General features: G+C 68.5%; 25 protein-coding genes and 1 pseudogene. 14 read left to right on the top strand and 12 right to left on the bottom strand.

Annotated features, from left to right (window positions below):
- Window positions 1-6: 6 nt before the first annotated feature.
- The 7 genes from PKB_RS21245 to PKB_RS21215 all read left to right on the top strand — a co-directional run bounded on the left by PKB_RS21245 (window position 7) and on the right by PKB_RS21215 (window position 6,900).
- On the top strand, window positions 7-834 hold the full coding sequence (locus tag PKB_RS21245; protein ID WP_043254268.1) for an SDR family NAD(P)-dependent oxidoreductase: 828 nt from the start codon (window positions 7-9) through the stop codon (window positions 832-834).
- Between the two features lie 14 nt (window positions 835-848).
- A complete protein-coding gene (locus tag PKB_RS21240; protein WP_043254266.1) occupies window positions 849-1,670 on the top strand; it encodes an SDR family NAD(P)-dependent oxidoreductase in 822 nt (273 codons plus the stop codon).
- A gap of 4 nt (window positions 1,671-1,674) precedes the next feature.
- Window positions 1,675-2,439 carry an SDR family NAD(P)-dependent oxidoreductase gene (locus PKB_RS21235; protein ID WP_043254264.1) on the top strand — a complete coding sequence of 255 codons (765 nt, stop codon included), beginning with the start codon at window positions 1,675-1,677 and terminating at the stop codon, window positions 2,437-2,439.
- 20 nt (window positions 2,440-2,459) lie between these two features.
- On the top strand, window positions 2,460-3,086 hold the full coding sequence (locus tag PKB_RS21230) for a nuclear transport factor 2 family protein (protein WP_043254261.1): 627 nt from the start codon (window positions 2,460-2,462) through the stop codon (window positions 3,084-3,086).
- On the top strand, window positions 3,086-4,183 hold the full coding sequence (locus PKB_RS21225; protein ID WP_043254259.1) for an alkene reductase: 1,098 nt from the start codon (window positions 3,086-3,088) through the stop codon (window positions 4,181-4,183). Before PKB_RS21230 ends, PKB_RS21225 begins: the two co-directional genes overlap by 1 nt.
- Window positions 4,180-5,763, top strand: coding sequence for a FadD3 family acyl-CoA ligase (locus PKB_RS21220; RefSeq protein ID WP_043254257.1), 1,584 nt, complete (start codon window positions 4,180-4,182; stop codon window positions 5,761-5,763). The genes PKB_RS21225 and PKB_RS21220 overlap by 4 nt, the downstream gene beginning before the upstream one ends.
- Window positions 5,764-5,991: 228 nt before the next feature.
- Window positions 5,992-6,900: a LysR substrate-binding domain-containing protein gene (locus PKB_RS21215; RefSeq protein ID WP_043257608.1), complete on the top strand. Its 909-nt coding sequence runs from the start codon at window positions 5,992-5,994 to the stop codon at window positions 6,898-6,900.
- Between the two features lie 3 nt (window positions 6,901-6,903).
- Here the strand turns inward: PKB_RS21215 and PKB_RS21210 are convergent, their stop codons facing one another.
- From PKB_RS21210 to PKB_RS21200, 3 genes are read right to left on the bottom strand one after another with little or no spacing between them, the layout of a single operon-like run.
- Entirely contained in the window at window positions 6,904-8,175 is a 1,272-nt protein-coding gene (locus PKB_RS21210) for an OprD family porin (RefSeq protein WP_043254254.1), read from the bottom strand.
- Window positions 8,172-8,603 carry a DoxX family protein gene (locus PKB_RS21205; protein ID WP_052355349.1) on the bottom strand — a complete coding sequence of 144 codons (432 nt, stop codon included), beginning with the start codon at window positions 8,601-8,603 and terminating at the stop codon, window positions 8,172-8,174. The genes PKB_RS21210 and PKB_RS21205 overlap by 4 nt, the downstream gene beginning before the upstream one ends.
- Window positions 8,604-8,661: 58 nt before the next feature.
- A complete protein-coding gene (locus tag PKB_RS21200; protein WP_043254251.1) occupies window positions 8,662-9,318 on the bottom strand; it encodes a hydrolase in 657 nt (218 codons plus the stop codon).
- A gap of 301 nt (window positions 9,319-9,619) precedes the next feature.
- On the opposite strand from PKB_RS21200, the gene PKB_RS21195 reads away from it, so the two are divergent.
- The 6 genes from PKB_RS21195 (at window position 9,620) to PKB_RS21170 (ending at window position 17,133) form a co-directional block, all read left to right on the top strand.
- A complete protein-coding gene (locus PKB_RS21195) occupies window positions 9,620-10,576 on the top strand; it encodes a GlxA family transcriptional regulator (protein WP_043254250.1) in 957 nt (318 codons plus the stop codon).
- A gap of 170 nt (window positions 10,577-10,746) precedes the next feature.
- Window positions 10,747-12,126, top strand: coding sequence for an ATP-binding protein (locus PKB_RS21190; RefSeq protein WP_052355348.1), 1,380 nt, complete (start codon window positions 10,747-10,749; stop codon window positions 12,124-12,126).
- Between the two features lie 106 nt (window positions 12,127-12,232).
- Window positions 12,233-12,802, top strand: a complete 570-nt coding sequence (locus PKB_RS21185; RefSeq protein ID WP_043254247.1) for an antibiotic biosynthesis monooxygenase — start codon at window positions 12,233-12,235, stop codon at window positions 12,800-12,802.
- Window positions 12,803-12,851: 49 nt separating this feature from the next.
- Window positions 12,852-13,670 carry an alpha/beta fold hydrolase gene (locus PKB_RS21180; RefSeq protein ID WP_043254245.1) on the top strand — a complete coding sequence of 273 codons (819 nt, stop codon included), beginning with the start codon at window positions 12,852-12,854 and terminating at the stop codon, window positions 13,668-13,670.
- 14 nt (window positions 13,671-13,684) lie between these two features.
- Window positions 13,685-15,526 (top strand): amidohydrolase, encoded by a 1,842-nt coding sequence (locus PKB_RS21175; RefSeq protein ID WP_043254243.1) that lies wholly within the window; start codon window positions 13,685-13,687, stop codon window positions 15,524-15,526.
- 11 nt (window positions 15,527-15,537) lie between these two features.
- Window positions 15,538-17,133 (top strand): MFS transporter, encoded by a 1,596-nt coding sequence (locus tag PKB_RS21170; RefSeq protein ID WP_043257602.1) that lies wholly within the window; start codon window positions 15,538-15,540, stop codon window positions 17,131-17,133.
- A gap of 18 nt (window positions 17,134-17,151) precedes the next feature.
- Here PKB_RS21170 and PKB_RS21165 read toward each other — a convergent pair whose 3' ends face one another.
- Window positions 17,152-17,514 carry a helix-turn-helix domain-containing protein gene (locus PKB_RS21165; RefSeq protein WP_043254241.1) on the bottom strand — a complete coding sequence of 121 codons (363 nt, stop codon included), beginning with the start codon at window positions 17,512-17,514 and terminating at the stop codon, window positions 17,152-17,154.
- Window positions 17,515-17,901: 387 nt separating this feature from the next.
- Between PKB_RS21165 and PKB_RS21160 the strand changes: the two genes are divergently transcribed.
- Window positions 17,902-18,594 carry a hypothetical protein gene (locus PKB_RS21160; protein WP_156958055.1) on the top strand — a complete coding sequence of 231 codons (693 nt, stop codon included), beginning with the start codon at window positions 17,902-17,904 and terminating at the stop codon, window positions 18,592-18,594.
- A 99-nt stretch (window positions 18,595-18,693) separates the two neighbouring features.
- On the opposite strand, the pseudogene PKB_RS30420 reads toward PKB_RS21160, so the two are convergent.
- The 8 genes and pseudogenes from PKB_RS30420 to PKB_RS21120 all read right to left on the bottom strand — a co-directional run.
- A pseudogene (locus PKB_RS30420) lies at window positions 18,694-18,792 on the bottom strand (alpha/beta fold hydrolase); the annotation flags it as partial.
- Window positions 18,793-18,856: 64 nt separating this feature from the next.
- Entirely contained in the window at window positions 18,857-19,435 is a 579-nt protein-coding gene (gene gfa / locus PKB_RS21150) for an S-(hydroxymethyl)glutathione synthase (protein WP_043254236.1), read from the bottom strand.
- Between the two features lie 199 nt (window positions 19,436-19,634).
- On the bottom strand, window positions 19,635-20,297 hold the full coding sequence (locus PKB_RS21145; RefSeq protein ID WP_043254235.1) for a VIT1/CCC1 transporter family protein: 663 nt from the start codon (window positions 20,295-20,297) through the stop codon (window positions 19,635-19,637).
- A 143-nt stretch (window positions 20,298-20,440) separates the two neighbouring features.
- Window positions 20,441-21,115 (bottom strand): MarC family NAAT transporter, encoded by a 675-nt coding sequence (locus PKB_RS21140; RefSeq protein WP_043254233.1) that lies wholly within the window; start codon window positions 21,113-21,115, stop codon window positions 20,441-20,443.
- 56 nt (window positions 21,116-21,171) lie between these two features.
- The gene (locus PKB_RS21135; RefSeq protein WP_043254232.1) at window positions 21,172-21,849 is read right to left on the bottom strand and encodes a DUF3313 domain-containing protein; all 678 of its coding nucleotides are present in this window, start codon (window positions 21,847-21,849) and stop codon (window positions 21,172-21,174) included.
- 341 nt (window positions 21,850-22,190) lie between these two features.
- Complete coding sequence (locus tag PKB_RS21130; RefSeq protein WP_043254230.1) at window positions 22,191-22,580, bottom strand: hypothetical protein; 390 nt, start codon at window positions 22,578-22,580, stop codon at window positions 22,191-22,193.
- 433 nt (window positions 22,581-23,013) lie between these two features.
- Window positions 23,014-23,673, bottom strand: a complete 660-nt coding sequence (locus PKB_RS21125; protein WP_043254228.1) for a carbonic anhydrase — start codon at window positions 23,671-23,673, stop codon at window positions 23,014-23,016.
- A gap of 32 nt (window positions 23,674-23,705) precedes the next feature.
- On the bottom strand, window positions 23,706-23,942 hold the full coding sequence (locus tag PKB_RS21120; protein ID WP_043254225.1) for a DUF2790 domain-containing protein: 237 nt from the start codon (window positions 23,940-23,942) through the stop codon (window positions 23,706-23,708).
- Window positions 23,943-23,966: the final 24 nt, after the last annotated feature.

Here is a 23,966-nt window from a genome sequence, read left to right as displayed (position 1 = left end):
AGCCAGATGAAGCTCAAGGGCAAAGTCGCGCTGGTCACCGGCGCAGGCTCGGGCATGGGGCGCGCCACCGCCGCCCTGTTCGCCGAGCAGGGCGCCAGCGTGGTGCTGGCGGACATCGACGGCGCCGCCGCGGAAAGCGCGCGGCAGGCGCTGCCGGGCAGCGAAGGGTGCATGGCGGCGGCTTGCGACATCGCCGAAGCCGACTCCGTGGAGCGTCTATTCGCCGCGGTGCAGGAGCGCTACGGCCGGCTCGATGTGCTGGTCAACAACGCCGGCCTCGGCCAGGTGCCCGGCGACGGCTTCGAGCACTACCAGCAGCGTCTGGGCGAACGCAACGCGCAGCTTGCCGCCGGCCAGCAGCCGGACGTGTTCACCGACATGATCGTCGACCTCACCGACGACGGCTGGCGGCGCATCCTGGCGATCAACCTCGACGGCGCCTTCTACTGCAGCCGCGCGGCGGTGCGCCTGATGATCGCCTGCGGCAGCCGTGGCTCCATCGTCAACGTCGCCAGCCTGTCGGCGCTGACCGGCGAGGGGCCGCTGGCCTACTGCGCCTCCAAGGCGGCGCTGCTCGGGCTGACCAAGTGCCTGGCGCGCGACCTCGGGCCGCGCGGCATCCGCGTCAACAGCGTATGCCCGGGGCCGACCCGCACGCCGATGATGCAATCCATTTCCCGCGAGTGGGCGCAGGCCCTGGAGCGGGCGATTCCCCTGGGACGCATGCTGGAACCCGAGGAGATCGCGCAGACCTGCCTGTTCCTCGCCAGCGACGATTCCAGCGCTTTCACCGGACAAACCCTCGCCGCCAGCGGCGGCATGTTGATGCATTGAAGAGGCAAACGCAGATGACTGGACGACTGCAAGACAAGGTGGCACTGATCAGCGGCGCCGGGACCGGCATCGGCGCGGCGGCGGCGCAGCTGTTCGCCGCCCAGGGCGCACGGGTGATGGTCTGCGGCCGCCGTCGCGAACCGCTGGAGGCGGTGGTGGCGCAAATCCGCGCGCAGGGCGGCGTGGCCGACTGGGTGCAGGCCGATGTCACCGACGAGGCCTCGGTGGACAACGCCGTGGCGGTGACCGTGGAGCGCTTCGGGCAGCTCGACGTGATGATCAACAACGCCGTGAACTACACCTGGGGCATGCTCTCCGCGCTGGAGACCTCCGAGTGGCACAAGTGCCTGCGCGGCAGCCTCGACGTGGCCTTCTTCGGCACCCGCGCGGCGTTCCGCGCCATGCAGGGCCGCGGCGGCTCCATCGTCAACCTCGGCTCGGTGGCCGGCCTGCTCGGCAGCCCGGGCCTCTCCGCCTATGGCGCGGCGAAGGCCGGGGTGCTCAATTTCAGTAGGGCGGTAGCCCTGGAAGGCGCGGCGCAGAAGATCCGCGTCAACGTGGTGATCCCCGGCATCGTCTGGAGCGAAGGCACCCGCGAGGCCATGCGCAGCCCGCAGATCGCCGAGGGCACCGCCCGCGCCGTGCCGCTGGGGCGCATCGGCGAGCCGGAGGAAGTGGCCAACGCCATCCTCTTCCTGGCCTCCGACGAAGCCTCCTACATCACCGGCCAGAGCTTGGTGGTGGACGGCGGCAAGACCTGTGAACTGAACGTGGGCGCCACCGACTACACCTCGGCGACCTCGACCGAAATCCGCGCAGCTGCCCAGGAGGCATGACCTTATGAACATTCAGCTGAACTCTCCCGCCAGCCCCGTCGTGGTCACCGGCGGCGCCTCCGGCATCGGCCTGGCCTGCGCCGAGGCGCTCGCCGCCGTCGGCCGTCCGGTGGCCATCTGGGACCTGCAGGCCGGCAAGGCCGAGGAAGTCGCCGCGCAACTGGCCCAGACCCACGGCGTGGCCTGCCTGGGCGTAGGCGTCGACCTCTGCGACGCCGCCGCCATCACGCCGGCCCTGGCCGCCACCCGCGCGGCCCTCGGTGCCCCCGGCGGCCTGGTGCACGCCGCCGGGATGGTCGACCAGAGCGGCATCGACCAGCTCACCGCCGAGCGCTGGGACCGCGTGCTCAACGTCAACCTGCGCGCCATGGCGCTGCTGGTGCAGGAGATGCTCCCGGACCTGCGCGCCAACCCCGGTTCCTCGGTGGTCGGCATCGCCTCCATCAACGCCACCCTGGGCAACGGCCTGATTCCCGCGTACAGCGCCTCCAAGGGCGGCCTGCTGTCGCTGGTGCGCTCGCTGGCCGACGCCCTGGGCGCCGACGGCATCCGCGTCAACTCGGTGTCGCCGGGGCAGATCCTCACCCCGATGGTCGCGCCGATCGCGGCGGCCAACCCTGGCGTCTTCGAGCGGCGCATCCTGCTCGGCCGCCTCGGCCAACCCGACGAGGTCGCCCGCGTGGTGCGCTTCCTGCTGTCCGACGAGGCCAGCTACATCAACGCCGCGGAGATAGTCGTCGATGGCGGCAACATCTCCTCGCAACGCTGAGACGGGCCGGGAAAACCTGCATGAATGAAATGACCGTAGAAGCGCGCCTGGATCGCCTGGAGTCGCTGGAACAGATCCGCATGCTCCCGGCCAAGTACGCCCTGGCCCTGGACATGCGCGACCTCGACGCCTGGGTCGGGCTGTTCCCGGAAGACGTGAAGGTGGGCAAGGACCAGACCGGCCGCGCCCACCTCAAGGCCTGGATTGACGACACCCTGCGCCTGCAGTTCAGCACCACCTCGCACCACATCGGCGGGCACATCATCGAGTTCCGCGACGCCGACAACGCTAGCGGCGTGGTCTATTCGAAGAACGAGCACGAGGCCGGCCCGGAGTGGGTGACCATGCAGATGCTCTACTGGGACGACTACCAGCGCATCGACGGGCGCTGGTACTTCCGCCGGCGCCTGCCCTGCTACCTCTATGCCAGCGACCAGAACCGCCCGCCGATCGGCGACAAGAAGATGCGCTGGCCGGGCCGCGAGCCCTACGACGGCTCCTGGCACGACCTCTGGCCGACCTGGAAGGCGTTCTGGAACGCCAAGCCCGACGACGCCCTGCCGCAGGTCGCCGAGCCGGCGCCGCTGGGGCAGTTCCTCGACACGATGCGCCGGGGCTCCAGCGCGCCGCGCGTGAGGGTGCGCTGATGGCCGGCCCCCTCGACACGCTCTTCGAACCGCTGCAGCTGGGCGAGCTGCAGCTGGCCAACCGCATCGTCATGGCGCCGATGACGCGCAGCCGCGCCGACGCCGACGACGCCCCCGACGCCTTGCACGCGCGCTACTACGGCCAGCGCGCCGACGCCGGGTTGATCATTGCCGAAGGCACCTACCCGAGCGTGAACGGCAAGGGTTACTGCCGCACGCCGGGGATCGCCACGCCGACGCAGGTCGCCGCTTGGGGCCGGGTCAACGCCGCCATCGGCGATCAGGGCGCGGCCAGCCGCGTGCTGCAGCTGATGCACGTCGGCCGCGCCGCCAGCCACCACAACAAGCCGGAAGGGGCCGAGACGGTGGCGCCTTCGGCCATCACTGCGCACGGCAGCCTGTACAGCGACAGCCACGGCATGGTGCCGATGGACCTGCCTCGCGCGCTGGAAACCGCCGAGATCGCCGGGGTGATCGAGGAATACCGGCAGGCCGCGCTGAACGCTCGTGCGGCTGGCTTCGACGGCGTTGAGCTGCACTGCAGCAGCGGCTACCTGCCGATGCAGTTCCTGCTGGCCTGCAGCAATCAGCGCAGGGACGGCTACGGCGGCTCGCTCACGCGGCGCATCCGCTTCGTGGTGGAAACCCTCGAAGCCATGGCCGCTGCCATAGGCGCCGGGCGCGTCGGCCTGCGCATCTGCCCGGGCAATCCCTACAACGACATGCAGGACGACGACCCGGTTGCCACCTACGGCGCGCTGCTGGATGCCGTCGATCCGCTGGACCTGGCCTACCTGCAGGTCAGCCGTTCGCCGCAGCCGGACCTGGACGCCTTCGCCCTGGCGCGCCGGCACTTCCGTGGCGGGCTGATCCTCAACGACGGCTTCGACGGCGCTAGCGCTGCGCAGGCCATTGCGACAGGGCAGGGCGAGGCGGTGTCGTTCGCCCGTCACTACATTGCCAATCCCGATCTGGTGGCGCGGTTGCGCGCCGGCCTGCCCCTTGCCGGGTTCGACCGCGCCACCCTCTACTCCACCGGCGAGCGGGGCTTCACCGACTACCCCGTGTTCGCCGCTGACGCGGAGGTGCAGGCATGACGCCGGTCAGCGAGCGGGCGCGGAGCATCCCCGCCGCCCTGGCGCGCAGCGCGCGCCGGCACCCCGGGCACATCGCCGTCGACGAGGGCGACCTGCGCCTGAGCTATGCCGAGCTGGAGCACCAGTCCCGGCGGGTCGGCCGGGCGCTGCTGGCGCTCGGCCTGAAGCCGGGCGAACGGGTCGCCATCTGGGCGCCTAACGGCCACCGCTGGCTGCTCGCCGCCCTCGGCGGGCTGATGGCCGGCGCGGTGCTGGTGCCGCTGAGCACGCGGCTGAAGGCCGCCGAGGCGGCGGACATCCTGCGTCGCAGCGGCGCGCGGGTGCTGTTCAGCGTCGGCGAGTTCCTCGGCAGCTATTACCCCGAACTGCTCGACGGACAGGTCCTGGTCGATCTGGCGCAAACCGTCGTCATCGAAGAGGCGCGTGACGGTGACGCCAGTTGGGAGAACCTCCTCGCCGGCGCCGAAGCGGTACCCGACGCCGCGCTCGATGCGCGCATCGATGCGCTGGACGAGAACAGCCTCAGCGACCTGATGTTCACCTCCGGCACCACCGGCTATCCCAAGGGTGTGCTCTGCGCCCACGGGCAGAACCTGCGGCTGTTCGACAACTGGAGCGAGATCGTCGGCCTCGGCGCGGACGACCGCTACCTGATCGTCAACCCGTTCTTCCATGCCTTCGGCTTCAAGGCCGGCTGGCTGGCGGCGCTGATCCGTGGCGCGACCATCCTGCCGCAACGCACCTTCGAAGCCGAAACCGTATTGCGCCGCATCGAGCACGACCGCGTGACATTCCTGCCCGGTCCGCCGGCGCTCTACTCGGCCATGCTGGAACACCCGCGCCGCGCCGACTTCGACCTGTCGTCGCTGCGCGTGGCGGTCACCGGCGCGGCTTCTGTGCCGCCGGTGCTGGTACAGCGCATGGGCAGCGAACTGGGCTTCGCCAGCGTGCTCACCGCCTATGGCCTCACCGAGACCTGCGGCCTGGCGACCCTGTGCCGCCCGGGCGACGACGCGCAGACCGTGGCCAGCACCTGCGGCCGTCCCCTGGAGGGCATCGAGGTGCGCTGCGTGGACGCCGAGGGGCGGACAGTGCCCAGTGGCCAGGCGGGGGAAGTACTGATCCGTGGCTTCAACCTGATGCGTGGCTACTTCAACGATGCCGAGGCGACCGCCGAGGCCATCGATGCCGAGGGCTGGCTGCATACCGGTGACGTCGGCGTGCTCGACGAGCGCGGCTACCTGCGCATCACCGACCGCCTCAAGGACATGTTCATCGTCGGTGGCTTCAACTGCTACCCGGCGGAGGTGGAGCGCCTGCTGATGGAGCATCCCGGCGTGGCCCAGGCGGCGGTGATCGGCATTCCCGACGAGCGCCAGGGCGAGGTCGGCAAGGCCTTCGTGATCCCCCGTCCCGGCGCCAGTCTGGATGCCGAATCGCTGATCGCCTGGAGCCGCGAGCGCATGGCCAACTACAAGGTGCCGCGCTGCGTCGAACTGGTCGACAGCCTGCCGCTGAACGCTTCCGGCAAGGTCACCAAGGCGCTGCTGCGCGAGCGGGCGGCTGCGCCGGGCGTATAACCGTTCGCGGTTATGCGCCCTTGTGGCCCGGACCTGCAGGAGCAGGCCATGCCCGCGATTTCGCGGACAAGGTCCGCTCCTGCACGGTGTTTTGCGCCGCTTCGCGACATAGGGGTTTGATGGCGCGGGCTACCCCAGCGCACTCCCGCTCGCCAGCGGAGCACAGTCGTGCAAGACGAAATCCCGGGCCGCTGCTGCACTGCGGGCATTTTCCTGCGAGTGCCGACCATGAACCGAAGCGACCTGCGACGCCTGGACATGAACCTGCTGGTGATGTTCGAGGCGCTGATGATCGAGCGCAATCTCACCCGGGCCGGTGAAAAGCTCTTCGTCACCCAGTCCACCGTCAGCGCCGCGCTGGGTCGGCTGCGTGATCTCTTCGACGACCCGTTGCTGGTGCGCACCGGGCGCGGCATGGAGCCGACGAGCCGGGCCTTGCAGATCTTCGACGAGCTGCGTCCGGCGATGGACGTGATCTCCGCGGCGGTCAGCCGGGCCAAGGCCTTCGAGCCGCAGAGCAGTTGCAACGTGTTCCGCCTGGGCCTGTCGGACGACGCCGAGTTCGGCCTGTTCCCGGCGCTGCTTGCCGCCTTGCAGGCCGAGGCGCCGAACATCGTCGTGGTGGTGCGCCGGGCGAACTACCTGCTGATGCCGTCGCTGCTGTCTTCCGGCGAGATCACCGTGGGCGTCAGCTACACCACCGACCTGCCGGCCAACGCCAAGCGCCGCAAGCTGCGCGACATCGGCGTGAAGGTGCTGCGTGGCGATTCGCGGCCGGGGCCGCTGAGCCTCGACGAATACTGCGCGCGGCCGCACGTGATGGTGTCCTTCTCCGGCGACCTGAGCGGCGCCATCGACCTCGACCTGGAGCGTATCGACCGCCGCCGCCGGGTAGTGCTCGCGGTGCCGCAGTTCGGCAGCCTGCGGGCGCTGCTGCGCAATACCGAGATGATCGCCACGGTGCCGGACTACGCCGCCTGCATCCTCGCCGACGACGGCAGCCTGCGCGCCGAGGACGCGCCTTTCGAGGTGCGCCCGGCGGAGCTGTCGATGGTCTGGGGCGCCGCCCAGGACAGCGACCCCGCCGAGCGCTGGCTGCGCGAGCGCATCGCGAAGTTCATGAGCACCGAGGCCTAACCGTCAGAACACGCCCTTGAGCGGGTACTCGACGATCATGTAGAGGCGGTCGATATCGCTGCCCGGCTGGTCGGCGTTGCCGCGATGGCTGACTTGCGAGAAGTGCAGCGAGAGGTCCTTGGCCGGGCCGGACTGCACCACGTAGCGCAGGTCGCTGTCGCGCTCCCAATGGCGCCCGTCGGCGCCGTACTGGCCGGCATAGGCGCCGTCCGCCGGGGCGTGCGTGCCGTCGATTTCGCTGCCGCGCACATAGCGGGTCATGAAGCTCAGGCCGGGCACGCCGAAGGCGCCCAGGTCGAGGTCGTAGCGCAGTTGCCAGGACTGCTCGCCAGGGCCGTTGAAGTCGGCGTACTTGATCGAGTTGGCGAGGTAGATGGAGTCGCCGCCGACGAAGTCGAAGGGCTCGTCGCCGTCGATCTTCTGGTAGGCCAGGGTCAGTGCGTGGGCGCCCATGCGATAGCGCGAGGACAGGCTCCAGGCGGTGGTGTCGATTTCGCCGGCGCGGGCCTGGCCCTGGTCGCGGGTGCGATAGACATTGCCGTCGAGCAGCAGGCCGCCGTGCTCGTAGTGCAGGTTCAGGTAGGCCTGCCGCCAGGTGTCGTCGAGCTGGCCGGCGTAGAGCGAGCCGCCGAAGTCGCCGGGCGGGGCGAAGTCGGCGCCGGCGAAGCTCACCGCGCTGTGGGCGGTAGTGGCGCCGTAGCCCTCGAAGTCGCCGCGGCTGGAACTGGAGTCCTGGTTCTTGAATGCGGTGAAGCGCCCGGCCTGGAAGTGCACGCCGTCGATCTCGCTCGAATCCAGCAGGGTGCCGGTGGCGTATTCGGGTTGCAGGCGCTTGTCGCCGGTGTCGAATACCGGGGTTTCCACGGTCATTTCGCCGAACTTCAGCGTGGTTTTCGACAGGTCGAGTTTGACCGCGCCACCGGCGTCGGAATAGTCGCTGTCGCTGGAGCCATCGGCGCTGCGCGGCAGCAGGCCGGTGCCGGCGTGGCCACGGCCGCCGTCGAGCTTCACGCCGAGGAAGGCGTGGGCGTCGAAGCCCAGCCCGAGCGTGCCCTGGGTGAAGCCCGAGCGGATGTCGGCGATGAAGCCCTGCGCCCACTCTTCGCGCAGGCTCTGGCCGCTGGGCGAGGGCTGGGTGCGGTAGTCGGTCTGCAGGAAGTAGTTGCGGCTGAGCAGCGACCAGTCGCCGCCTTCCAGCAGGCCGTCGTGCGGGGCCGCCAGGGCGCTCGCCGACACACAGGCCAGGGCGCAGGCCGTCAGTGGAGTGGGCTTCATGGCTGGATCTCCTTCGCTGGGGTCGTCGCCGGCCAGAGCCGCCGGTCGAGACGATAGGCGCCGGGCCCGGCCAGCGCCAGGCCGCCGAAGAGAATGAGCATCCACCAGGCGAACTGGCCTTCTTCCAGGCTCCATTGCGGGTGCACGAAGACCAGCGCCACCAGCAGCACGGCGAGGATCGGCAGGCAGGCCAGGCGGGCGAACACGCCGGCGATCAGCAGCAGCGGGCAGAGCACTTCGGCGAACACGGCAAGGCCCAGCGTCAGGGGCGCGCCGAGGCCGAACGGGTCTTCGATGCGCTGCAGCTCGCTCTGCCAGTGCAGCAGCTTGGGCAGGCCGTGGACTTGCAGGAGCAGGATCGCGGCGCAGACGCGCATGAACAGCAGGGCCCAGGCGATTCGCGCGGGCAGCGGGGATTCCGAACTCATCACGCGTATCTCCGGCAGGCGAAAAAAGGGAGCGGCATTGCCGCTCCCGGTTTCAGGCTCAGTGGCCTTCGCTGGCGTTGAACATGGTCTTGGCGTAGATCAGGCCCAGGCCGTAGGCGCCGCCATGCTCGATGGAGGTCTTCACGGTCTGGTCGTAGGTCTCGCCACGGGCCCAGTCGCGTTGCAGTTCGAGCAGGTATTGCAGGGAGGTCATGGGGCGGGCGCCGAGCTGGATCATGCGCTGCAGGGCCATCTCGTGGGCTTCGGTGGAGACGTCGCCACAGGCGTCGGCGATCACGTAGACCTCGAAGCCCTGGTCGATGGCGGAGAGCGCCGGGCCGACGATGCACACGGAAGTCCAGAGGCCGGCGAGGACGATCTTCTGCTTGCCGAACTTGTTCACTTCCACCGCGATGCGCGGGTCTTCCCAGGTGTTCATGCTGGTGCGGTCGATCACGTTGTGATCCGGGAACACCGATTTGATCTCGGTGAAGATCGGGCCGGAGAAGCTCTTCTCGGCAACGGTGGTGAGGATGGTGGAAACTCCGAACTCCTTGGCCGCCTTGGATACCAGGGCAGCGTTGTTGCGCAGGGTGACGGCGTCGATCGACTTGGTGGCGAAGGACATCTGCGACTGGTGGTCGATCATGATCAGGGTGTGATCGGTCGGGTTCAGCAGGGTCTTGCCGGGAACAGCCTTGGCGATTGCGGTCATGGTGAGTTTCCTTTCGTCGTTGCGTGAGTGGGTTGGGTCTTGCATGTGCTTTCGTTCGGCTTCGTCGTTGTGTTGCCGAACCGTGGAGCCATCTTTGCCGACAACCGGACTGCGCGGAACAGACAGCTTTGCAGGGTCACCTTGCAGTTCTGCAAGGGCCCTGGCGGACTGCACCCGGCGCGCTCGATGAGTCGGCGAAGTGGCATGACTATCGCGCGGGCCGTACGGATAATTATTGGATTGCTGTGCTCGCTGCCGAGGCTTTCGGCGCGGGCGGATACAAGCGCGGGAGTTGCAAGTAATGAAGACCGTCGCCGTGGTGCTCTACCCGGATGTACTGATGCTCGATGTATCGGGCCCCATGGAGGTGTTCTCCGTGGCTAACCGCTATCTGCCGGCGGAACATCACTACCGCTTGCTGACCCTGGCCGAGAGCGACGCAGTGATGCGTTCGTCCTGCGGCTTGCGGGTGCAGGCGGACCTGCGCCTGGAGCAGATGCCCGATGCCGTCGACCTGCTGCTGGTACCCGGCGGGCCGGGCGCCTACAACGACCGCCACGAGGGCCTGAGCGCCTGGCTGGGGCAGGCGGCGCGACGCGTGCCACGCTACGGCGCGATCTGCACCGGCACCTTCATCCTCGGCGAGGCCGGCCTGCTCGACGGCTATCGCTGCACCACCCACTGGAACTACCTCAAGCGCCTGGCCGATCGCTATCCACAGGCGCAGGTGGAGGCCGAGCGCATCTACGTGCTGGACCGTGACCTGATCACCTCCGGCGGGGTGACCGCCGGCATCGACATGGCCCTGGCGGTGGTTGCCGAGGATCACGGCCGGGACGTGGCGCTGGAGGTGGCGAAGGTGCTGCTGGTGGTGATCAAGCGGCCGGGCGGGCAGAACCCTTACTCGCCGCTGCTGGCCGCGGTATTGCGCGACGGCACGGCCATTGCGCGCGCCCAGGCGTACATCATCGATCACCTCGACGAGCCGCTGACCGTGGCGCGCCTCGCCGAACTGGTGTCCATGAGCCCGCGCAACTTCTCCCGGGCCTTCCTGCGCGAGACGAAGGTCACGCCCATGCAGTACGTGCAGAACGCGCGCATCGACCACGCGCGCAAGCTGCTGGAAAGCAGCGACCTGCCGCTCAAGCAGGTGGCCTGCCGCAGCGGCTTCGGCAGCCCGCGGCACATGCGCACGCTGTTCGGCGAGCGCATCGGCATGTCACCCAGCCAGTACCGCGAGCAGTTCGGCGGCATTTGACCGTCCTGCGCCCCCTGATTGGCCGAATCCTTCCCCCCGGATGAATTGCGCTGTCATCCAGGGCTGCCAGAATGACTGCTTCAACGATTTAAGCGGTACTGCCTGAGTGTCGAGGCTTCGCTTGGAAGCCTTGACCTAGAGCCATTGCTCGCTCCGGAGGAAAACTGCAGATGCGCGCCGAGACGCCATTCGATACCGCGACCGTCCTGCAGTTCGGTCGCTTCCAGTTCCACCCCTACAGCCGGCAATTGCTGCAGGGCGAGCGTCCGGTGCAGGTCGGCAGCCGCGCCCTGGACATCCTCCGCGTGCTGATCGCGCGGCCCGGCGAAATCATCCCCAAGGAAAGCATCATCGCCCAGGTCTGGGGCGGCACCGTGGTCGAAGAGATCAACCTGCGCGTGCACATCGCCGCGTTGCGTCGTGCCCTGGGCGAAGGGCGCACCGGCGAGCGCTACATCGCCAACGTGCCGCTGCGCGGCTATGGCTTCGTCGGCGTGGTCGAGACGCTGGGCGAGGCGCCGGCGGCGGCTGCCTCGAGCGTGGCGGGCAACCTGCCGGTGCTGCTGGTCGGCCTGGTCGGCCGCGAGCAGTGGCTGCGGCAACTGGTCGAGCGGGTGCCGCGCACGCGCATCCTGACCCTGGTCGGGCCCGGCGGCATGGGCAAGACGTCGCTGGCGATCCAGGTCGCCGAACACCTGCGCGAAGACTTCCCGCGCGTGTGCTTCGCCGACCTGTCGAACTATCCCGATGGCGTGGCGCTGTCCCACGGCCTGGCGCGCCTGCTCGGCGAGCCGGCGGGCGGCCCGCTGTTGCTGCTGCTGGACAACTGCGAGCACCTGGCCCGGGATTGCGCCGAGCAGGTCGAGCACCTGCTGCGCCTGCACCCCGCGCTGCACATCCTCGCCACCAGCCGCGAACCGCTGCGCGCCGCGGGCGAGCACGTGCTGCGCCTGTCGCCGCTGGAAGTGCCCGAGCCTGGCGTCAGCGATCCGCAGCGCATCCTCGGTTGCTCGGCCATCGAACTGTTCCTGGCCCGCGCCCGCGAGGCGTCCGAGCACTTCGCCCTGCGTCCCGCGCAGTTGCCGGTGCTGGCGAATATCTGCCGCAGCCTCGACGGCATTCCCCTGGCCATCGAGATGGCCGCGCGCCAGGTGGACGTGGTCGGACTGGAGGCGCTGGAGCAACTGCTCGGCAGCCGCATGCACCTGCTGATGCCCGGCCGCCGCACCGCCCCTGCGCGCCAGCAGAGCCTGCAGGCAACCTACGACTGGAGCTTCTGCCTGCTCGATGCCTGCCAGCAGAGCTGCCTGCGCCAGCTCGCCGAGTTCGCCGGTGCCTTCAGCCTGAGCGCGGCGGCCGAGGCGCTCGACGGCGCCCTGCAGTGTCGCGACTGCATCTTCGGCGTGGTCGGGCAACTGGTGGAAAAGTCCCTGCTGCTGGCCGAGCACGGCGAGCGCGGCGTGCTCTACCGGATGCCCAACACGGTGCGCGCCTACGTGCGCCGCGATGCCGAGGCCGGCTGGCCGCAACTGGCCCTACCCGTGGCCTGACCCGTGCTCACGCCTCGCTGACGGCGGGGCAGCACATCCGTCCAATGCAAGCTTCCTGGCGGCGTCCATAGTCGTCGGCATCGACACGCGAGCCGACGGAACGCCCATGAGCAGCACAGCCATTGACCTGAACAGCGTGGTGACCCTGGTGATCTACCACAAGGTGCGCCGCGAGGCCCTGGCCCAGTACGAGGCCTGGCTGCGCCGGGCGGTGAAGGCGGCGCAGCACTGGCCGGGGCACCTGGGGGTCAACGTGATCCGTCCCGGCGGCGACGAGGCGCTGTTCACCACCCTGGTGCGCTTCGCCGAGGCAGCCCAGCTGCAGGCCTGGATCGAATCCGCCGAGCGCGCCGAACTGATCGCCGAGGCCTTGCCGATGCTCGAAGGCGGCGACCATCCGCTGGTCCACGACGACCCCGAATTCTGGTTCACCCCGCTACGCGGCGGCGCCCGCCAGCCGCCGAAGTGGAAGCAGGCGGTACTCACCTTCCTGGTGATCAGCCCGCTGAGCATGCTGGTCCCCCGGCTCTGGGCGCCGGTGTTCGAGCGCTTTCCGGCACTGGGTGGCCTGGTCCCGAGCAATCTGCTCATCACCCTGTGCATCGTCGTACCGGTTGTCTTCCTGATCATGCCCTGGGTTACCCGCCTGTGCGCCGACTGGCTCAGGCCGGTCTAGGCTCCACGGCACTCGATTCACGTCCATTCCCCACTCTCGGAGATTCCCCATGAGCACATTCCTCACCCGTGACGGCAGCGAGATCTATTTCAAGGACTGGGGCAGCGGCAAGCCCGTGTTGTTCAGCCACGGCTGGCCGCTGGACGGCGACATGTGGGAGGTGCAGATGGAGTACCTGAGCAGCCGCGGCTACCGCACCATCGCCTTCGACCGCCGTGGCTTCGGCCGTTCCAGCCAGCCGTGGAACGGCTACGACTACGACACCTTCGCCGACGACATTGCCCAGCTGATCGAGCACCTGGACCTGCGCGAGGTGACCCTGGTCGGCTTCTCCATGGGCGGCGGCGACGTCAGCCGCTACATCGCCCGCCACGGCAGCTCGCGCGTGGCCGGCCTGGTGTTGCTCGGCGCGGTGACGCCGATCTTCGGCCGCGCGGCGGACTACCCGCAGGGTGTCGACACGGCTGTGTTCGACGGCATCGTCGCCGGCCTGCGCCAGGACCGCGCGCAGTTCATCGCCGACTTCGCCAGCCCCTTCTACGGCATCAACCATGGCCAGAAGGTGTCCCAGGGCGTGCTCACCCAGACCCTGAACATCGCGCTGCTGGCTTCGATCAAGGGCACCATCGACTGCGTGACCGCCTTCGGCGGCACCGACTTCCGCGCCGACATGGCGAAGATCGACGTGCCGACCCTGGTGATCCATGGCGACGACGACCAGATCGTGCCCTTCGAAACCACCGGCAAGCTGGCCGCGCAAATGATCCCCGGTGCTCAGCTGAAGGTATACGCGGGCGCGCCGCACGGCTTCGCCGTGACCCACGCGCAACAGCTCAACGAAGACCTGCTGGCCTTCCTGGCCCGCTGATTGGGAGACGCGCCATGCACCAGGCAGACCTGATCCTGCACAACGGACGCATCCACACGGTGGATCGCGAGAACCCCAGCGCCACCGCCGTGGCGATCAAGGACGGCAAGTTCCTCGCCGTCGGCAGCGATGCCGAGGCCATGGCGCTGCGCGGCGCCGCCACCCAGGTCATCGACCTGCAGCGGCGCTGCGTGATTCCCGGCCTCAACGACTCGCACCTGCACCTGATCCGCGGCGGCCTCAACTACAACCTGGAGCTGCGCTGGGAGGGCGTGCCCTCGCTGGCCGACGCCCTCGACATGCTGCGCCTGCAGGCCCAGCGCACGCCCACGCCGCAGTGGGTGCGGGTGGTCGGCGGGTGGAACGAATTCCAGTTCGCCGAGCGGCGCATGCCGACCCTGGAGGAGCTGAACAAGGCGGCGCCGGACACCCCGGTGTTCGTCCTGCACCTGTACGACCGCGCCTTGCTCAACCGCGCCGCCCTGCGCGTGGTCGGCTACACCAAGGACACGCCGAACCCGCCCGGCGGCGAGATCGTCCGCGACAGCAACGGCGAACCCACCGGCATGCTGATTGCGCGGCCCAACGCGATGATCCTCTACGCCACCCTTGCCAAGGGGCCGAAGCTGCCGCTGGAGTACCAGGTCAACTCGACCCGGCAGTTCATGCGCGAGCTCAACCGCCTCGGCCTGACCAGCGTGATCGACGCCGGCGGCGGCTTCCAGAACTACCCCGATGACTACCAGGTGATCCAGCAGCTGGCCGACGCCGACCAGCTGACCGTGCGCATCGCCTACAACCTGTTCACCCAGAAGCCCAAGGAAGAGCTCGCCGACTTCCAGAACTGGACCCGCACCGTCACCTACGGCCAGGGCACCGACTACTTCCGCCACAACGGCGCCGGCGAGATGCTGGTGTTCTCCGCCGCCGACTTCGAGGACTTCCTCGAACCGCGCCCGGACCTGCCGGCGAGCATGGAAGACGAGCTGGAACCGGTGGTCCGCCACCTGGTCGCCAACCGCTGGCCGTTCCGCCTGCACGCCACCTACAACGAATCCATCTCGCGCATGCTCGACGTGTTCGAGAAGGTCGACCGCGACATTCCGTTCAACGGCCTGCCGTGGTTCTTCGACCACGCCGAGACCATCACCCCGCACAACATCGAACGCGTGCGTGCGCTGGGCGGCGGCATCGCGATCCAGGACCGCATGGCCTTCCAGGGCGAGTACTTCGTCGACCGCTACGGCGCCAAGGCCGCCGAAGCCACGCCGCCGATCAAGCGCATGCTCGCCGAGGGCGTGCCGGTAGGGGCGGGCAGCGACGCCACCCGCGTCTCCAGCTACAACCCCTGGACCTCGCTGTACTGGCTGGTCAGCGGCAAGACCGTGGGCGGCCTGAGCCTGTACCCCGAGGGCCTGTCCCGCGAGCTGGCGCTGCAGCTGTACACCCATGGCAGCGCCTGGTTCTCCAGCGAGCAGGGCAAGAAGGGGCAGATCAAGGTGGGCCAGCTGGCCGACCTCGCGGCGCTCTCGGAAGACTTCTTCAGCGTCGAGGAAGAGGCGATCAAGGGCATCGAGTCGGTGCTGACCGTGGTCGGCGGCAAGGTGGTCCACGGCGCCGGCCCGTTCGACAAGCTGGCGCCGCCGGTGCTGCCGGTCGTGCCGGACTGGTCGCCGGTGGTCAAGGTGCCGGGGCACTGGCGCCCGCAGGCGCCGCTGCAGAAGGCGGTGCACCAGTGCGTCGGCTCCTGCACGGTGCATGGCCACTCCCATGAACGGGCGCGCACGAAGGACGTGCCGGTGAGCGACTTCGCCGGCTTCTGGGGCGCCTTCGGCTGCTCCTGCTTCGCCTTCTGAGCATGGCCGCGATGGACGAGGCGAAAGCGCCGGCCAGCTCGCCCTGGCAACCGCTGAAGGCGAAGGTGTTCCGCTGGCTGTGGCTGGCCAGCATCGCCTCGAACATCGGCACCTGGATGCATGAAGTGGGCGCCGGCTGGCTGATGACCAGCCTGTCGGCCAGCCCGCTGTCGGTGGCCCTGGTGCAGGTCGCCGGGGCCCTGCCGGTGTTCCTGCTGGCGCTGCCGGCGGGGGCGCTCGCCGACATCGTCGACAAGCGCCGCTACCTACTGGCGGTGCAGGTGTGGATGGCGGCGGTGGCCCTGGTGCTCGCGCTGCTGACCCTGGCCGGCTGGATGACCGTGCCGCTGCTGCTGGCGCTGACCTTCGCCATGGGCCTGGGCACCGCGCTGATGATGCCGGCCTGGACCGCCCTGGCGCCGGAGCTGGTCAGCCGCGACGAGCTGCCGGCGGCGGTGGCCTTGTCCAGCCTCGGCGTCAACGTGGCGCGGGCGCTCGGCCCGGCGCTGGCCGGGGTGCTGGTGAGCCTGAGCGGCCCCTGGCTGACCTTCGCCCTGAATGCCGTTTCCTTCCTCGCAGTGATAGGCGCGCTGTTCGCCTGGAAGCGCACGCCGAGCGAGTCTGTGCTGCCCGCCGAGCGGCTGTTCGGCGCACTGCGCGCCGGCCTGCGCTATGCCCGCAGCGCGCACCCGCTGCAAGCGGTGCTGGTGCGTACAGCCGCCTTCTTCCTCGGTGCGGCGGCCGGCATGGCGCTGCTGCCGCTGCTGGTTCGTCGCGAGCTGGGCGGCACGCCGCTGGACTACGGCATCCTGCTCGGCTGCGTCGGCGTGGGGGCGGTGCTCGGCGCCGTCGGCCTGCCGAAGCTACGCGCGCGCTGTAGCAACGACACCCTGGTGCTGTTGGCCAGCGTGGTTTACGCCGGGGTGCTGTTCGGCCTGGCGTATCTGCGTTCATTCCTGCTGCTGGCGCCACTGATGCTGCTCAGCGGCGCGGCCTGGATCGCCGTGCTGTCGAGCCTGCAGGTGGCGGCACAGACCTCGGTGCCGGCCTGGGTGCGGGCACGGGCGCTGTCGCTGTACATCCTGGTGTTCTTCGGTTGCTCGGCGGCGGGCGGCGTGGCCTGGGGCGCGGTGGCCAGCCACCTGTCGATGGCCGCGGCGTTTTCCGGCGGTGGCCTGGTGCTGCTGCTCGGCCTGCTGGCGCGCTGGCGCTTCCCGCTGCCGGCCAGCCGTGCCGACGACCTGGCACCTTCACTGCACTGGCCGGCGCCGCTTCTTGATGCCGCGCTGGACCGCGAGCGTGGCCCGGTGATGGTGACCCTGGAATACCGCATCGCCGCCGAGCAGCAGGATGCCTTCCGCGCCGCCATGCAGGACGTGCGCCGCATGCGCCAGCGCAACGGGGCGTTCTCCTGGGGCCTGGTGCAGGACAGCGAGGACCCGACGCGCTGGCTGGAGTTCTTCTTCGACGAATCCTGGCTGGAGCACCTGCGCCACCACGGCCGCGTCACCCGCGCCGAGCAGGCCATCGAGGCCGCCGCGCGGCGCTTCCAGGAAGAGGGGGTGGCGGTGCAGATCCGCCATCTGCTTGCAGCGCCCGGGCGTTGATCTTTCAGCTGTTCGCACTCAGCGCCAGGCGCTGGGGGACAGGCCGGTCAGGCGGTTGAACACGCGGCAGAAATGCGCCTGGTCGTAGAAGCCGCATTCCAGCCCGATCTCCGCCAGCGGCAAGGTCGCCTCGGCCAGCAGGCGCTTGGCCTTTTCCACCCGCTGCAGGCGCATCCACTCCTGGGGCGAATGGCCGATACTGGCCTTGAACTTGCGCGTGAAGTCGCTGCGCGAAAGGGCGCAGGCCTCGGCCAGCAGGGTGACGCTGATGCCGCTTTCCAGGTGCGCGAGGATGAGCCTGCGGGCCCGTTCTTCCTGCCAGCAAGCGAGCTTGCGCGTGGGCGCGCTCCCGGCGCTGCGCTCGATACTCCGACTGAGCATGGCTGCTCTCACTGAAATGGACGTATCGCTATCTTTCGCGGGCGTCGGCAAGGCAGCCAGTTAATGCCGGTTAATGCTCATTAAGCGGCGGCAGCGGCGAAGGCGGACGGCTTCATTTCGGTGCATGAAGGCGGGTTGTCATGCCGTGCCGGGAGGATGGGGCGGCCGTTGGGCGGATGATCGTGGGTGCTCAACGGCGCGGATTGCGCTCTAGCGTGGGCTTGAGCGAGCGGCCGTGTTAGTCGTTGTTAATTTTTATGCGGTTGCACTCGGCAACGTCATCCTTTTTGCACTAGAACGGAATCGGCGGCTCCGCGGAGCTGCACCCGAGGCAGCCTGCCACCTTGAAGCCGGCGCCTTGCCCGCGTGCACGAACAACCAGGAACCATGAGAAAAGAACAATCGATGCCGGCCGAACCCGCCCTGGGTTTCGGCCCTTATCTGGTCTATCCCGCGACCTGCTCCATCGTCGAGAACGGCCGGCCGCTGCGCCTCGGGCGACGCGCCTTCGCACTGCTGCTCGTGCTGCTGGAAAACGCCGGCTGCGTGATCGCCCACTACAACGGCGAATACGAAAAGGCCGCCAGCCGGCTGCGGCAGTTGTTCGAGGCTGCCTCGCGGCATTCCATCCCGCTGTTCGCCGACTGGGCGCAGCACTATGCCGGGGTGATGCGTTGCACGGGCCTGCCCTTGCCAACGACGCCGGCCAGCGGGCTGGTGAGGGACATCGTCATGACGCTCGGTGGCAGCCAGGAGCTGGCGTCGCAGCGGGCCGGCAGCAGTGCCACCGGCTGGTGTGCCCCGGAGTGGCTGCGCATCGAGGCGTGCCAGCTGCTCGAGCGAGGCAGCGAGGGTGGCGAGGCCGAGTCCCAGTTGTCGCGGGCGCTCGAGCTGGCCCGCCGAAGCGGCGCGCTCGCCTGGGAACTGCGCTGCGCGACCACCCTGGCCCGGCTCTGGCGCGACCAGGGCCTCGTTGCGCCGGCGCGGGAGATGCTGGCATCCGTCTACGCTCGCTTCGAGGAAGGCTTCGCGACACCCGATCTCAAGGCCGCGCGCGAGTGCCTGGCGACGCTGGGCTGAGCCTGGAGAGAGGCCGGCCCGCCGTCACTTGGGCAGGAAGTCGCGAATCGCCTTGATGGTCGGCCCCGGCGCTTCTTCCATCAGCCAGTGCCCGGCGCCCGGCACCACCACGGTGTGGTCCTTGGCCAGGTCGGCGGCGAGCGGCGCCCACATGTCGCCGGTGTCGCCGAAGCCATGCAGCAGCACCACGGCCGGCCCCAAACGGAAAAGGGACAGAGGCGGCATGGGCCCTCTGTCCCTTTTTTCATGACGCCTGGGTGAATCAGGCCTCGCGGTAGGTGCCTTTCTGCTTGGCGGCGTGGGTCGCCAGCGCATCCATCAGCGGCGGCGACAGGCAGTCGTAGGGCTCCAGGCTCAGCTCGCGCAGGCGCTTGCGGATGGCTTCCATCTGCGACGGCGGCGTGCCGCTCTCGATCACCGAGGAAACGAAGGCGGCGAAGCCTGGCGCCGCCCAGCCTTGTTGCGGCGAGAGTTCGGTGTGGACGAAATCCAGGCCGTAGAAGGCGTGGTCCTTGTTCTCGATGCGCCCGAACAGGTGCGCCCCGCAGGCGCGGCAGGCGTGCCGCTGGATGACGGCGCTCTCGTCGACGATGTGCAGCTTCTCGCCGTGGGCCACCACGCTGACCTTGTCGCGCGGCACCACGGCGATCACCGCGAAGGTCGCCCCGGCGGGCTTCCAGCACTTGGTGCAGCCGCAGGCGTGGTTGTGCAGCGTCTGGGCCGCGACCTTGACTTCCACTTTGTCGGTCGCGCACAGGCACTGCAGCGTGCCGCCACTGAAGCCGGGCTGTTCCGGGCGGATGCCGTTGTCCAGCGAGGGATGAAGGTGAACCGTGCTCATGGGGTTGATCCTCCTGGCGATCGATCCGGCAGGGCGGGCGCAGCGACATGCCCCGCCTGTTGGCCCTGTCCGGCGAAAGGGATGGCGGCCTTCGTGCAGCGGGACGAAGGCCGCGCTGACGCTCGACTGTTCTCATTCACGATAGGCGAGCTTGCGCCCGCCAGGCGCCCCGCCGACAGGGAGCGTGGGTGCCCCGGCTTCAGCCGCCCAGGGCGATGATGGCGAGTATCAGGGCCGTGGCCAGCAGGGCGAAGACCAGGCCGCCCAGCCAGGGCCGGCCGCCGGCATAGCGGGTCAGGATCCAGCCGAAGAGGAAGAACATCACCAGCGCGACCATGTTCGAACTGCGCACGGCCAGGGGCACGTTGTCGGTCAGCAGGAACGGGATCACCACCGGGAAGGTGGCCAGCACCACCAGCAGGAAGGTGCCCAGCGCGCCCAGCAGGTCCTCCAGCCCCAGCCGCGCCCGCGGGGGCGGGCCGGAACGGGCCAGCAGGCCCTGGCGCAGTTGCTCCAGGCTGGCCGGTTGCGCCGCCTCGGCGAGCCGTGGCGGCAGGGCGTCGGCGATCAGCGCCTGGCCTTGCTCGGCGCCGATGCCGCTGTGCAGGCTCAGCAGCAGGGAGCGGTTGTGCGAGCGGTCCGTCCAGGTGCGCAGCAGGTACATGAACGCATCGGCCAGGCCCCACGCCAGGTTGCAGCCGAAGGCGGCGATCAGCATGGTGCGTGCCTCTTCCTGGCCCGCGGTGGCAATGCTCAGCGTCCCGGTGAAGGTCATCGCCATCAACAGGCCGAAGACCGCTTCGGTGACCCGGTCGACGGGGGCGAGTATCGGCCGGCGTTTCTCTTGTTCTTCCTGTGCCATCGAATGCCTCCAGTGGGGCGTCATGCCGAGGGGTCGGTTCTTCCTCCGTCGAGGATGCCCGGAGGCCAGCGAAACACAGTAAGCGTAGGTGCGATCGAACCTCTTTGAAGCCACGAGCCGCGCGGCCTGGAGCTACATCGAAACTACGGCTGCGGCAGCCTGTGCAGGTTGCTGTCGATGATCCGCTGGACGATCTCCACGCCGCCGTTGATGGCGAACTGCACGCCCATGCAGACGAGCAGGAAGCCCATCAGCCGCGAGATGGCATCGATGCCCGACTGGCCCGTGGCCTTCATGATCAGGTCCGAGGCGCGCAGGCAGCCCCAGAGGATCAGCGCGGTCAGCAGGAAGATCAGCGGCGGCGCGGTCAGCAGGACCCACGGCGGAAAGTTCGTGTTGTGTTTGATGCTGGCCGAGGCGCTGATGATCATCGCGATGGTGCCGGGGCCTGCGGTGCTCGGCATGGCCAGCGGGATGAAGGCGAAGCTGGTGCGCTGTTCATCGTCTTCCGCCGAGCGGGAGGTCGGGCGCGGCTGGGGGAAGAGCATGCGCCCGCCGATGATGCAGAGGATGCCGCCGCCGGCGATGCGCAGGCCCGGGATGGAGATGCTGAACACGCCCATGACGAACTCACCGATGTAGTAGGTGAGCGTCATGATGAGAAACACGTAGAAGGCGGTCAGCCGCGCCTGGCGGTCCTTTTCTTCCCGGCTCAGCCCGCTGGACAGGGCGAGAAACAGCGCCACCGTCGTCGGCGGATTGATCAGCGGCAGCAGCGCCAGGATTCCGAGCATGAGCGCGTCGAACAAGCTACCCATGCCCGGTCTTCCTTGGTCTGTGCGCGCGGGTGGCGCGCCGAAGTGTCATGCGCCGGCTACCGGTTGAGCATGATGCTCAGGTCGCTGTTCACTTCCTTGATCGCCTGCTTGAAGTCGTCGGCGGTGATCTCCTCCTTGTTGTTTTCCAGGGTCTTGCCGAAGACTTTGCGCACCACGTAGGCCAAGGGCTTGCCCGTCGCGGCGTCATTGATGGCGGCTTCGATATAAAGCTCGGTGTTCTGATCGCGATACCCGGCGGCCGCCCCGGTGGCGCCGACCACCGCGGCGATGGGGACCACCTCGTACCATTTCATGCCTTCGTTGGAGGCGCTGACGCCGGTGATCGCCGCCCGCATTTGCATGGCGCGCTGCCCGGCGGGGATCGACTGCCGGTTGGGCACCACCTTGTAGCGCAGCGCGATGGTTTCCCTCGCGGAGTCGCTGGCGTATTGCTGCAGGTCTTGCAGGGTCTTGCGATTGACCCGCTCGTCCGGCTTGGGCGCGGGGTAGAACAGCAGCGAGTCGAACACGACAGTGCTGTAGGTACGCGGCTGGAAGCTCGGGTCGATCCAGCGCATCACCGGGTGGCCGCTGGGCGAGGTCGCCTCCTGGAGCTTCGAGTAGTCCGGCAGGAAGCCGGAATACTGTTCCTTCTCCGTCACTTGCGAGGTACAGGCGCCGAGCAGCAGGCTGCTGAAGATGACGCCGACGAGCGTTCCGTTGAATCTGCTCACGATGGGACTCCCTTTGGTCGGGGCGGGTGGCCGTTGCGCCGATGAGCACCGGCGCTTCAAGGAGTCTAGGAGCGTTTCGGCCCTCGGCCACTGGCGCTCATCTGCTGCCGAAGCGGGGCAGGCAGGTCGTTCGGGCATCGCGCTTAAGCCACACGTAGGGCGCATAACCCTCCGGGTTATGCGCCGTTTGACCTTCGCCGCCGGTCTGCTCGCGGTAGCCTCAGGTGCTTTGAAATCGCCTGCCCCGACCATGACGTTGTCGATGCGCAAGGCGAAGCGGCGCATAACCGCGAACGGTTATGCGCCCTACGACGGTTCGGCATTGGCTGGTTGCCAGCCGATCAGGCAACACCAGGCTCCTGGTTCCCTTCCAGCTGCATGCCCAGCGGCGTCCGGGCGGAACCGTTCTCTGCCAGCGTCTGGTTCTGCTGCAGGCCCCGCGGGGTGCGGCTGGAGCCGTCCTCGGCCACCTTCTGTTGCTCCTGCAGTTGCTGGCCCAGCGGAGTCCGTGCCGAGCCGTTCTCGGCCAGGGATGGGTTCTGCTGCATGCCCAGCGGGGTGCGGCCGTAGCCGTCTTCGGCCAGCTGCGCAGCTCCGCTCTTGCCGGCCACAGGCGTCGACTGGAAGCAGGCATTGCCGTTCGAGCAGTTCGTCTGGGCAGCGTTGGCGTGTACGGCCACACCGGCCAGGGAGAAGGCGATGGCGGTCAGCAGGGTGTTCAGCTTGTTCATGGCGGTGATCCTCGAGCGTGGGAGTGGGCATTCATGCAAACCAATCGGACCAGGGTCGTACGCCGTCGAAGAGCACTGGGCCTTGCCGTGCGTCGATGTCCTGATGGGGCTCATTGAATGCCGGCGAGGTATCTGCGGGGTGTCGCGAAGGGGCGCGCTCTAATGCCCAGGTGTCGAAACGGGCCGAGGACACAGTGGGATACAAACGACCCGGCGTTCGCTGGCTCGCTGAACTGCAGGTTCGGAAGGCGTGCCCGAGCGGTGCCGCTGGCGCAGGGCTTGAAGCTGTTCCCTCGGCAGGGCTGCGCGAGGGGCTTGGCTGCCCCGAAGGGAGGGCTGGGGGGACGGATCTTGCGGCGCCGACGGTGCCTTGGTCGTCAGGACGAGAGCGCCTGCTTGAATCCGTCCCCTTTGCCGTTCGCTGCGCTGGGTTTCACGCAGCCGCCACCGTGTTGCCGAAGAGCGCGCGAGTGTTCGGGTGCTCTGCCAGCGGGACGAAGGTACGGCTGCTGGTGTCGAGTGCGTCGATCGAGCCGGTCTCGATGTCGTACACCCAGCCATGCAGGTTCAGCAGGCCTTTCTCCAGGGCCAGGCGCACGCTCGGATGCGTCTGGATGTTCGCCAGTTGTGCGATCACGTTTTCACGGACCATCGAGGCGACTTTCGCCGACTCGCTGGCATGCGAGTGCGATTCGTTGATGACCTTCGCCGACTCGGCGTGCTGCAGCCAGCCGCCCACGGCGGGCAGGTGGTTCATGCATTTGCACTGGGCCACCGCTGTCATGGCGCCGCAGTCCGAGTGGCCGCAGATCACGATGTCGGTCACGCCCAGCACGGCGACGGCGTATTCGACGGTGGCCGAGACGCCACCCGGATGCGGGCTGTAGGAGGGCACGATGTTGCCCGCATTGCGGATCACGAACAGCTCGCCAGGCTCCTGCTGGGTCAGCAGTTCCGGCACTACGCGGCTGTCGGAGCAGGTGATGAACAGGGTGCCCGGGTTTTGCGTGGTGGCCAGGTGCTTGAACAGCTTGGTGCGTTGCGGGAAGGCTTCCTTGCGGAACTTCAGGAATCCATCGATGAGCGCTTTCATGGGGTTTTCCTCAGGGTGCTGAAAAGGGGCGTTCAACCGGCGCAGCCGGTGCCGAAGACCATGTAGTTCACGGTATGGGTGGTGCCTTCGGAGTCCAGGTAGGTCATCTGGGCGGGCACCACGCCGCACACGTCGGCGATAGGGGTGACGCTCACGAGATGGGCGATGTCCAGGTCCATGCCGTAGCGGTAGGGCACGGCTTCATCGGCGGCTTGGGCCTGGGCGGCGATGCCGGCGCACAAGGCGGCGGCGAACAGAATTTTTTTCATGGGGCGTCCTCCAGGGCGCATTGG

Source organism: Pseudomonas knackmussii B13 (assembly GCF_000689415.1).
Lineage (GTDB): Bacteria > Pseudomonadota > Gammaproteobacteria > Pseudomonadales > Pseudomonadaceae > Pseudomonas > Pseudomonas knackmussii.
The sequence above is the reverse complement of the archived record's forward strand: the minus strand, read 5'-3'. Positions and strand labels throughout refer to the sequence as shown.

What these genes read in the sequence shown, in the direction of transcription:
- PKB_RS21200 (WP_043254251.1), bottom strand. Translation starts at nt 9,318, where the DNA reads ATGACCGCAATCGCCAAGGCTGTTCCCGGCAAGACCCTGCTGAACCCG.
- PKB_RS21180 (WP_043254245.1), top strand. Translation starts at nt 12,852, where the DNA reads ATGAGCACATTCCTCACCCGTGACGGCAGCGAGATCTATTTCAAGGAC.
- PKB_RS21225 (WP_043254259.1), top strand. Translation starts at nt 3,086, where the DNA reads ATGGCCGGCCCCCTCGACACGCTCTTCGAACCGCTGCAGCTGGGCGAG.
- PKB_RS21210 (WP_043254254.1), bottom strand. Translation starts at nt 8,175, where the DNA reads ATGAAGCCCACTCCACTGACGGCCTGCGCCCTGGCCTGTGTGTCGGCG.
- PKB_RS21165 (WP_043254241.1), bottom strand. Translation starts at nt 17,514, where the DNA reads ATGCTCAGTCGGAGTATCGAGCGCAGCGCCGGGAGCGCGCCCACGCGC.
- PKB_RS21190 (WP_052355348.1), top strand. Translation starts at nt 10,747, where the DNA reads ATGCGCGCCGAGACGCCATTCGATACCGCGACCGTCCTGCAGTTCGGT.
- PKB_RS21160 (WP_156958055.1), top strand. Translation starts at nt 17,902, where the DNA reads ATGAGAAAAGAACAATCGATGCCGGCCGAACCCGCCCTGGGTTTCGGC.
- PKB_RS21230 (WP_043254261.1), top strand. Translation starts at nt 2,460, where the DNA reads ATGAATGAAATGACCGTAGAAGCGCGCCTGGATCGCCTGGAGTCGCTG.
- PKB_RS21195 (WP_043254250.1), top strand. Translation starts at nt 9,620, where the DNA reads ATGAAGACCGTCGCCGTGGTGCTCTACCCGGATGTACTGATGCTCGAT.
- PKB_RS21170 (WP_043257602.1), top strand. Translation starts at nt 15,538, where the DNA reads ATGGACGAGGCGAAAGCGCCGGCCAGCTCGCCCTGGCAACCGCTGAAG.
- gfa (WP_043254236.1), bottom strand. Translation starts at nt 19,435, where the DNA reads ATGAGCACGGTTCACCTTCATCCCTCGCTGGACAACGGCATCCGCCCG.
- PKB_RS21245 (WP_043254268.1), top strand. Translation starts at nt 7, where the DNA reads ATGAAGCTCAAGGGCAAAGTCGCGCTGGTCACCGGCGCAGGCTCGGGC.
- PKB_RS21140 (WP_043254233.1), bottom strand. Translation starts at nt 21,115, where the DNA reads ATGGGTAGCTTGTTCGACGCGCTCATGCTCGGAATCCTGGCGCTGCTG.
- PKB_RS21220 (WP_043254257.1), top strand. Translation starts at nt 4,180, where the DNA reads ATGACGCCGGTCAGCGAGCGGGCGCGGAGCATCCCCGCCGCCCTGGCG.
- PKB_RS21185 (WP_043254247.1), top strand. Translation starts at nt 12,233, where the DNA reads ATGAGCAGCACAGCCATTGACCTGAACAGCGTGGTGACCCTGGTGATC.
- PKB_RS21215 (WP_043257608.1), top strand. Translation starts at nt 5,992, where the DNA reads ATGAACCGAAGCGACCTGCGACGCCTGGACATGAACCTGCTGGTGATG.
- PKB_RS21175 (WP_043254243.1), top strand. Translation starts at nt 13,685, where the DNA reads ATGCACCAGGCAGACCTGATCCTGCACAACGGACGCATCCACACGGTG.
- PKB_RS21240 (WP_043254266.1), top strand. Translation starts at nt 849, where the DNA reads ATGACTGGACGACTGCAAGACAAGGTGGCACTGATCAGCGGCGCCGGG.
- PKB_RS21205 (WP_052355349.1), bottom strand. Translation starts at nt 8,603, where the DNA reads ATGAGTTCGGAATCCCCGCTGCCCGCGCGAATCGCCTGGGCCCTGCTG.
- PKB_RS21235 (WP_043254264.1), top strand. Translation starts at nt 1,675, where the DNA reads ATGAACATTCAGCTGAACTCTCCCGCCAGCCCCGTCGTGGTCACCGGC.
- PKB_RS21120 (WP_043254225.1), bottom strand. Translation starts at nt 23,942, where the DNA reads ATGAAAAAAATTCTGTTCGCCGCCGCCTTGTGCGCCGGCATCGCCGCC.
- PKB_RS21145 (WP_043254235.1), bottom strand. Translation starts at nt 20,297, where the DNA reads ATGGCACAGGAAGAACAAGAGAAACGCCGGCCGATACTCGCCCCCGTC.
- PKB_RS21130 (WP_043254230.1), bottom strand. Translation starts at nt 22,580, where the DNA reads ATGAACAAGCTGAACACCCTGCTGACCGCCATCGCCTTCTCCCTGGCC.
- PKB_RS21125 (WP_043254228.1), bottom strand. Translation starts at nt 23,673, where the DNA reads ATGAAAGCGCTCATCGATGGATTCCTGAAGTTCCGCAAGGAAGCCTTC.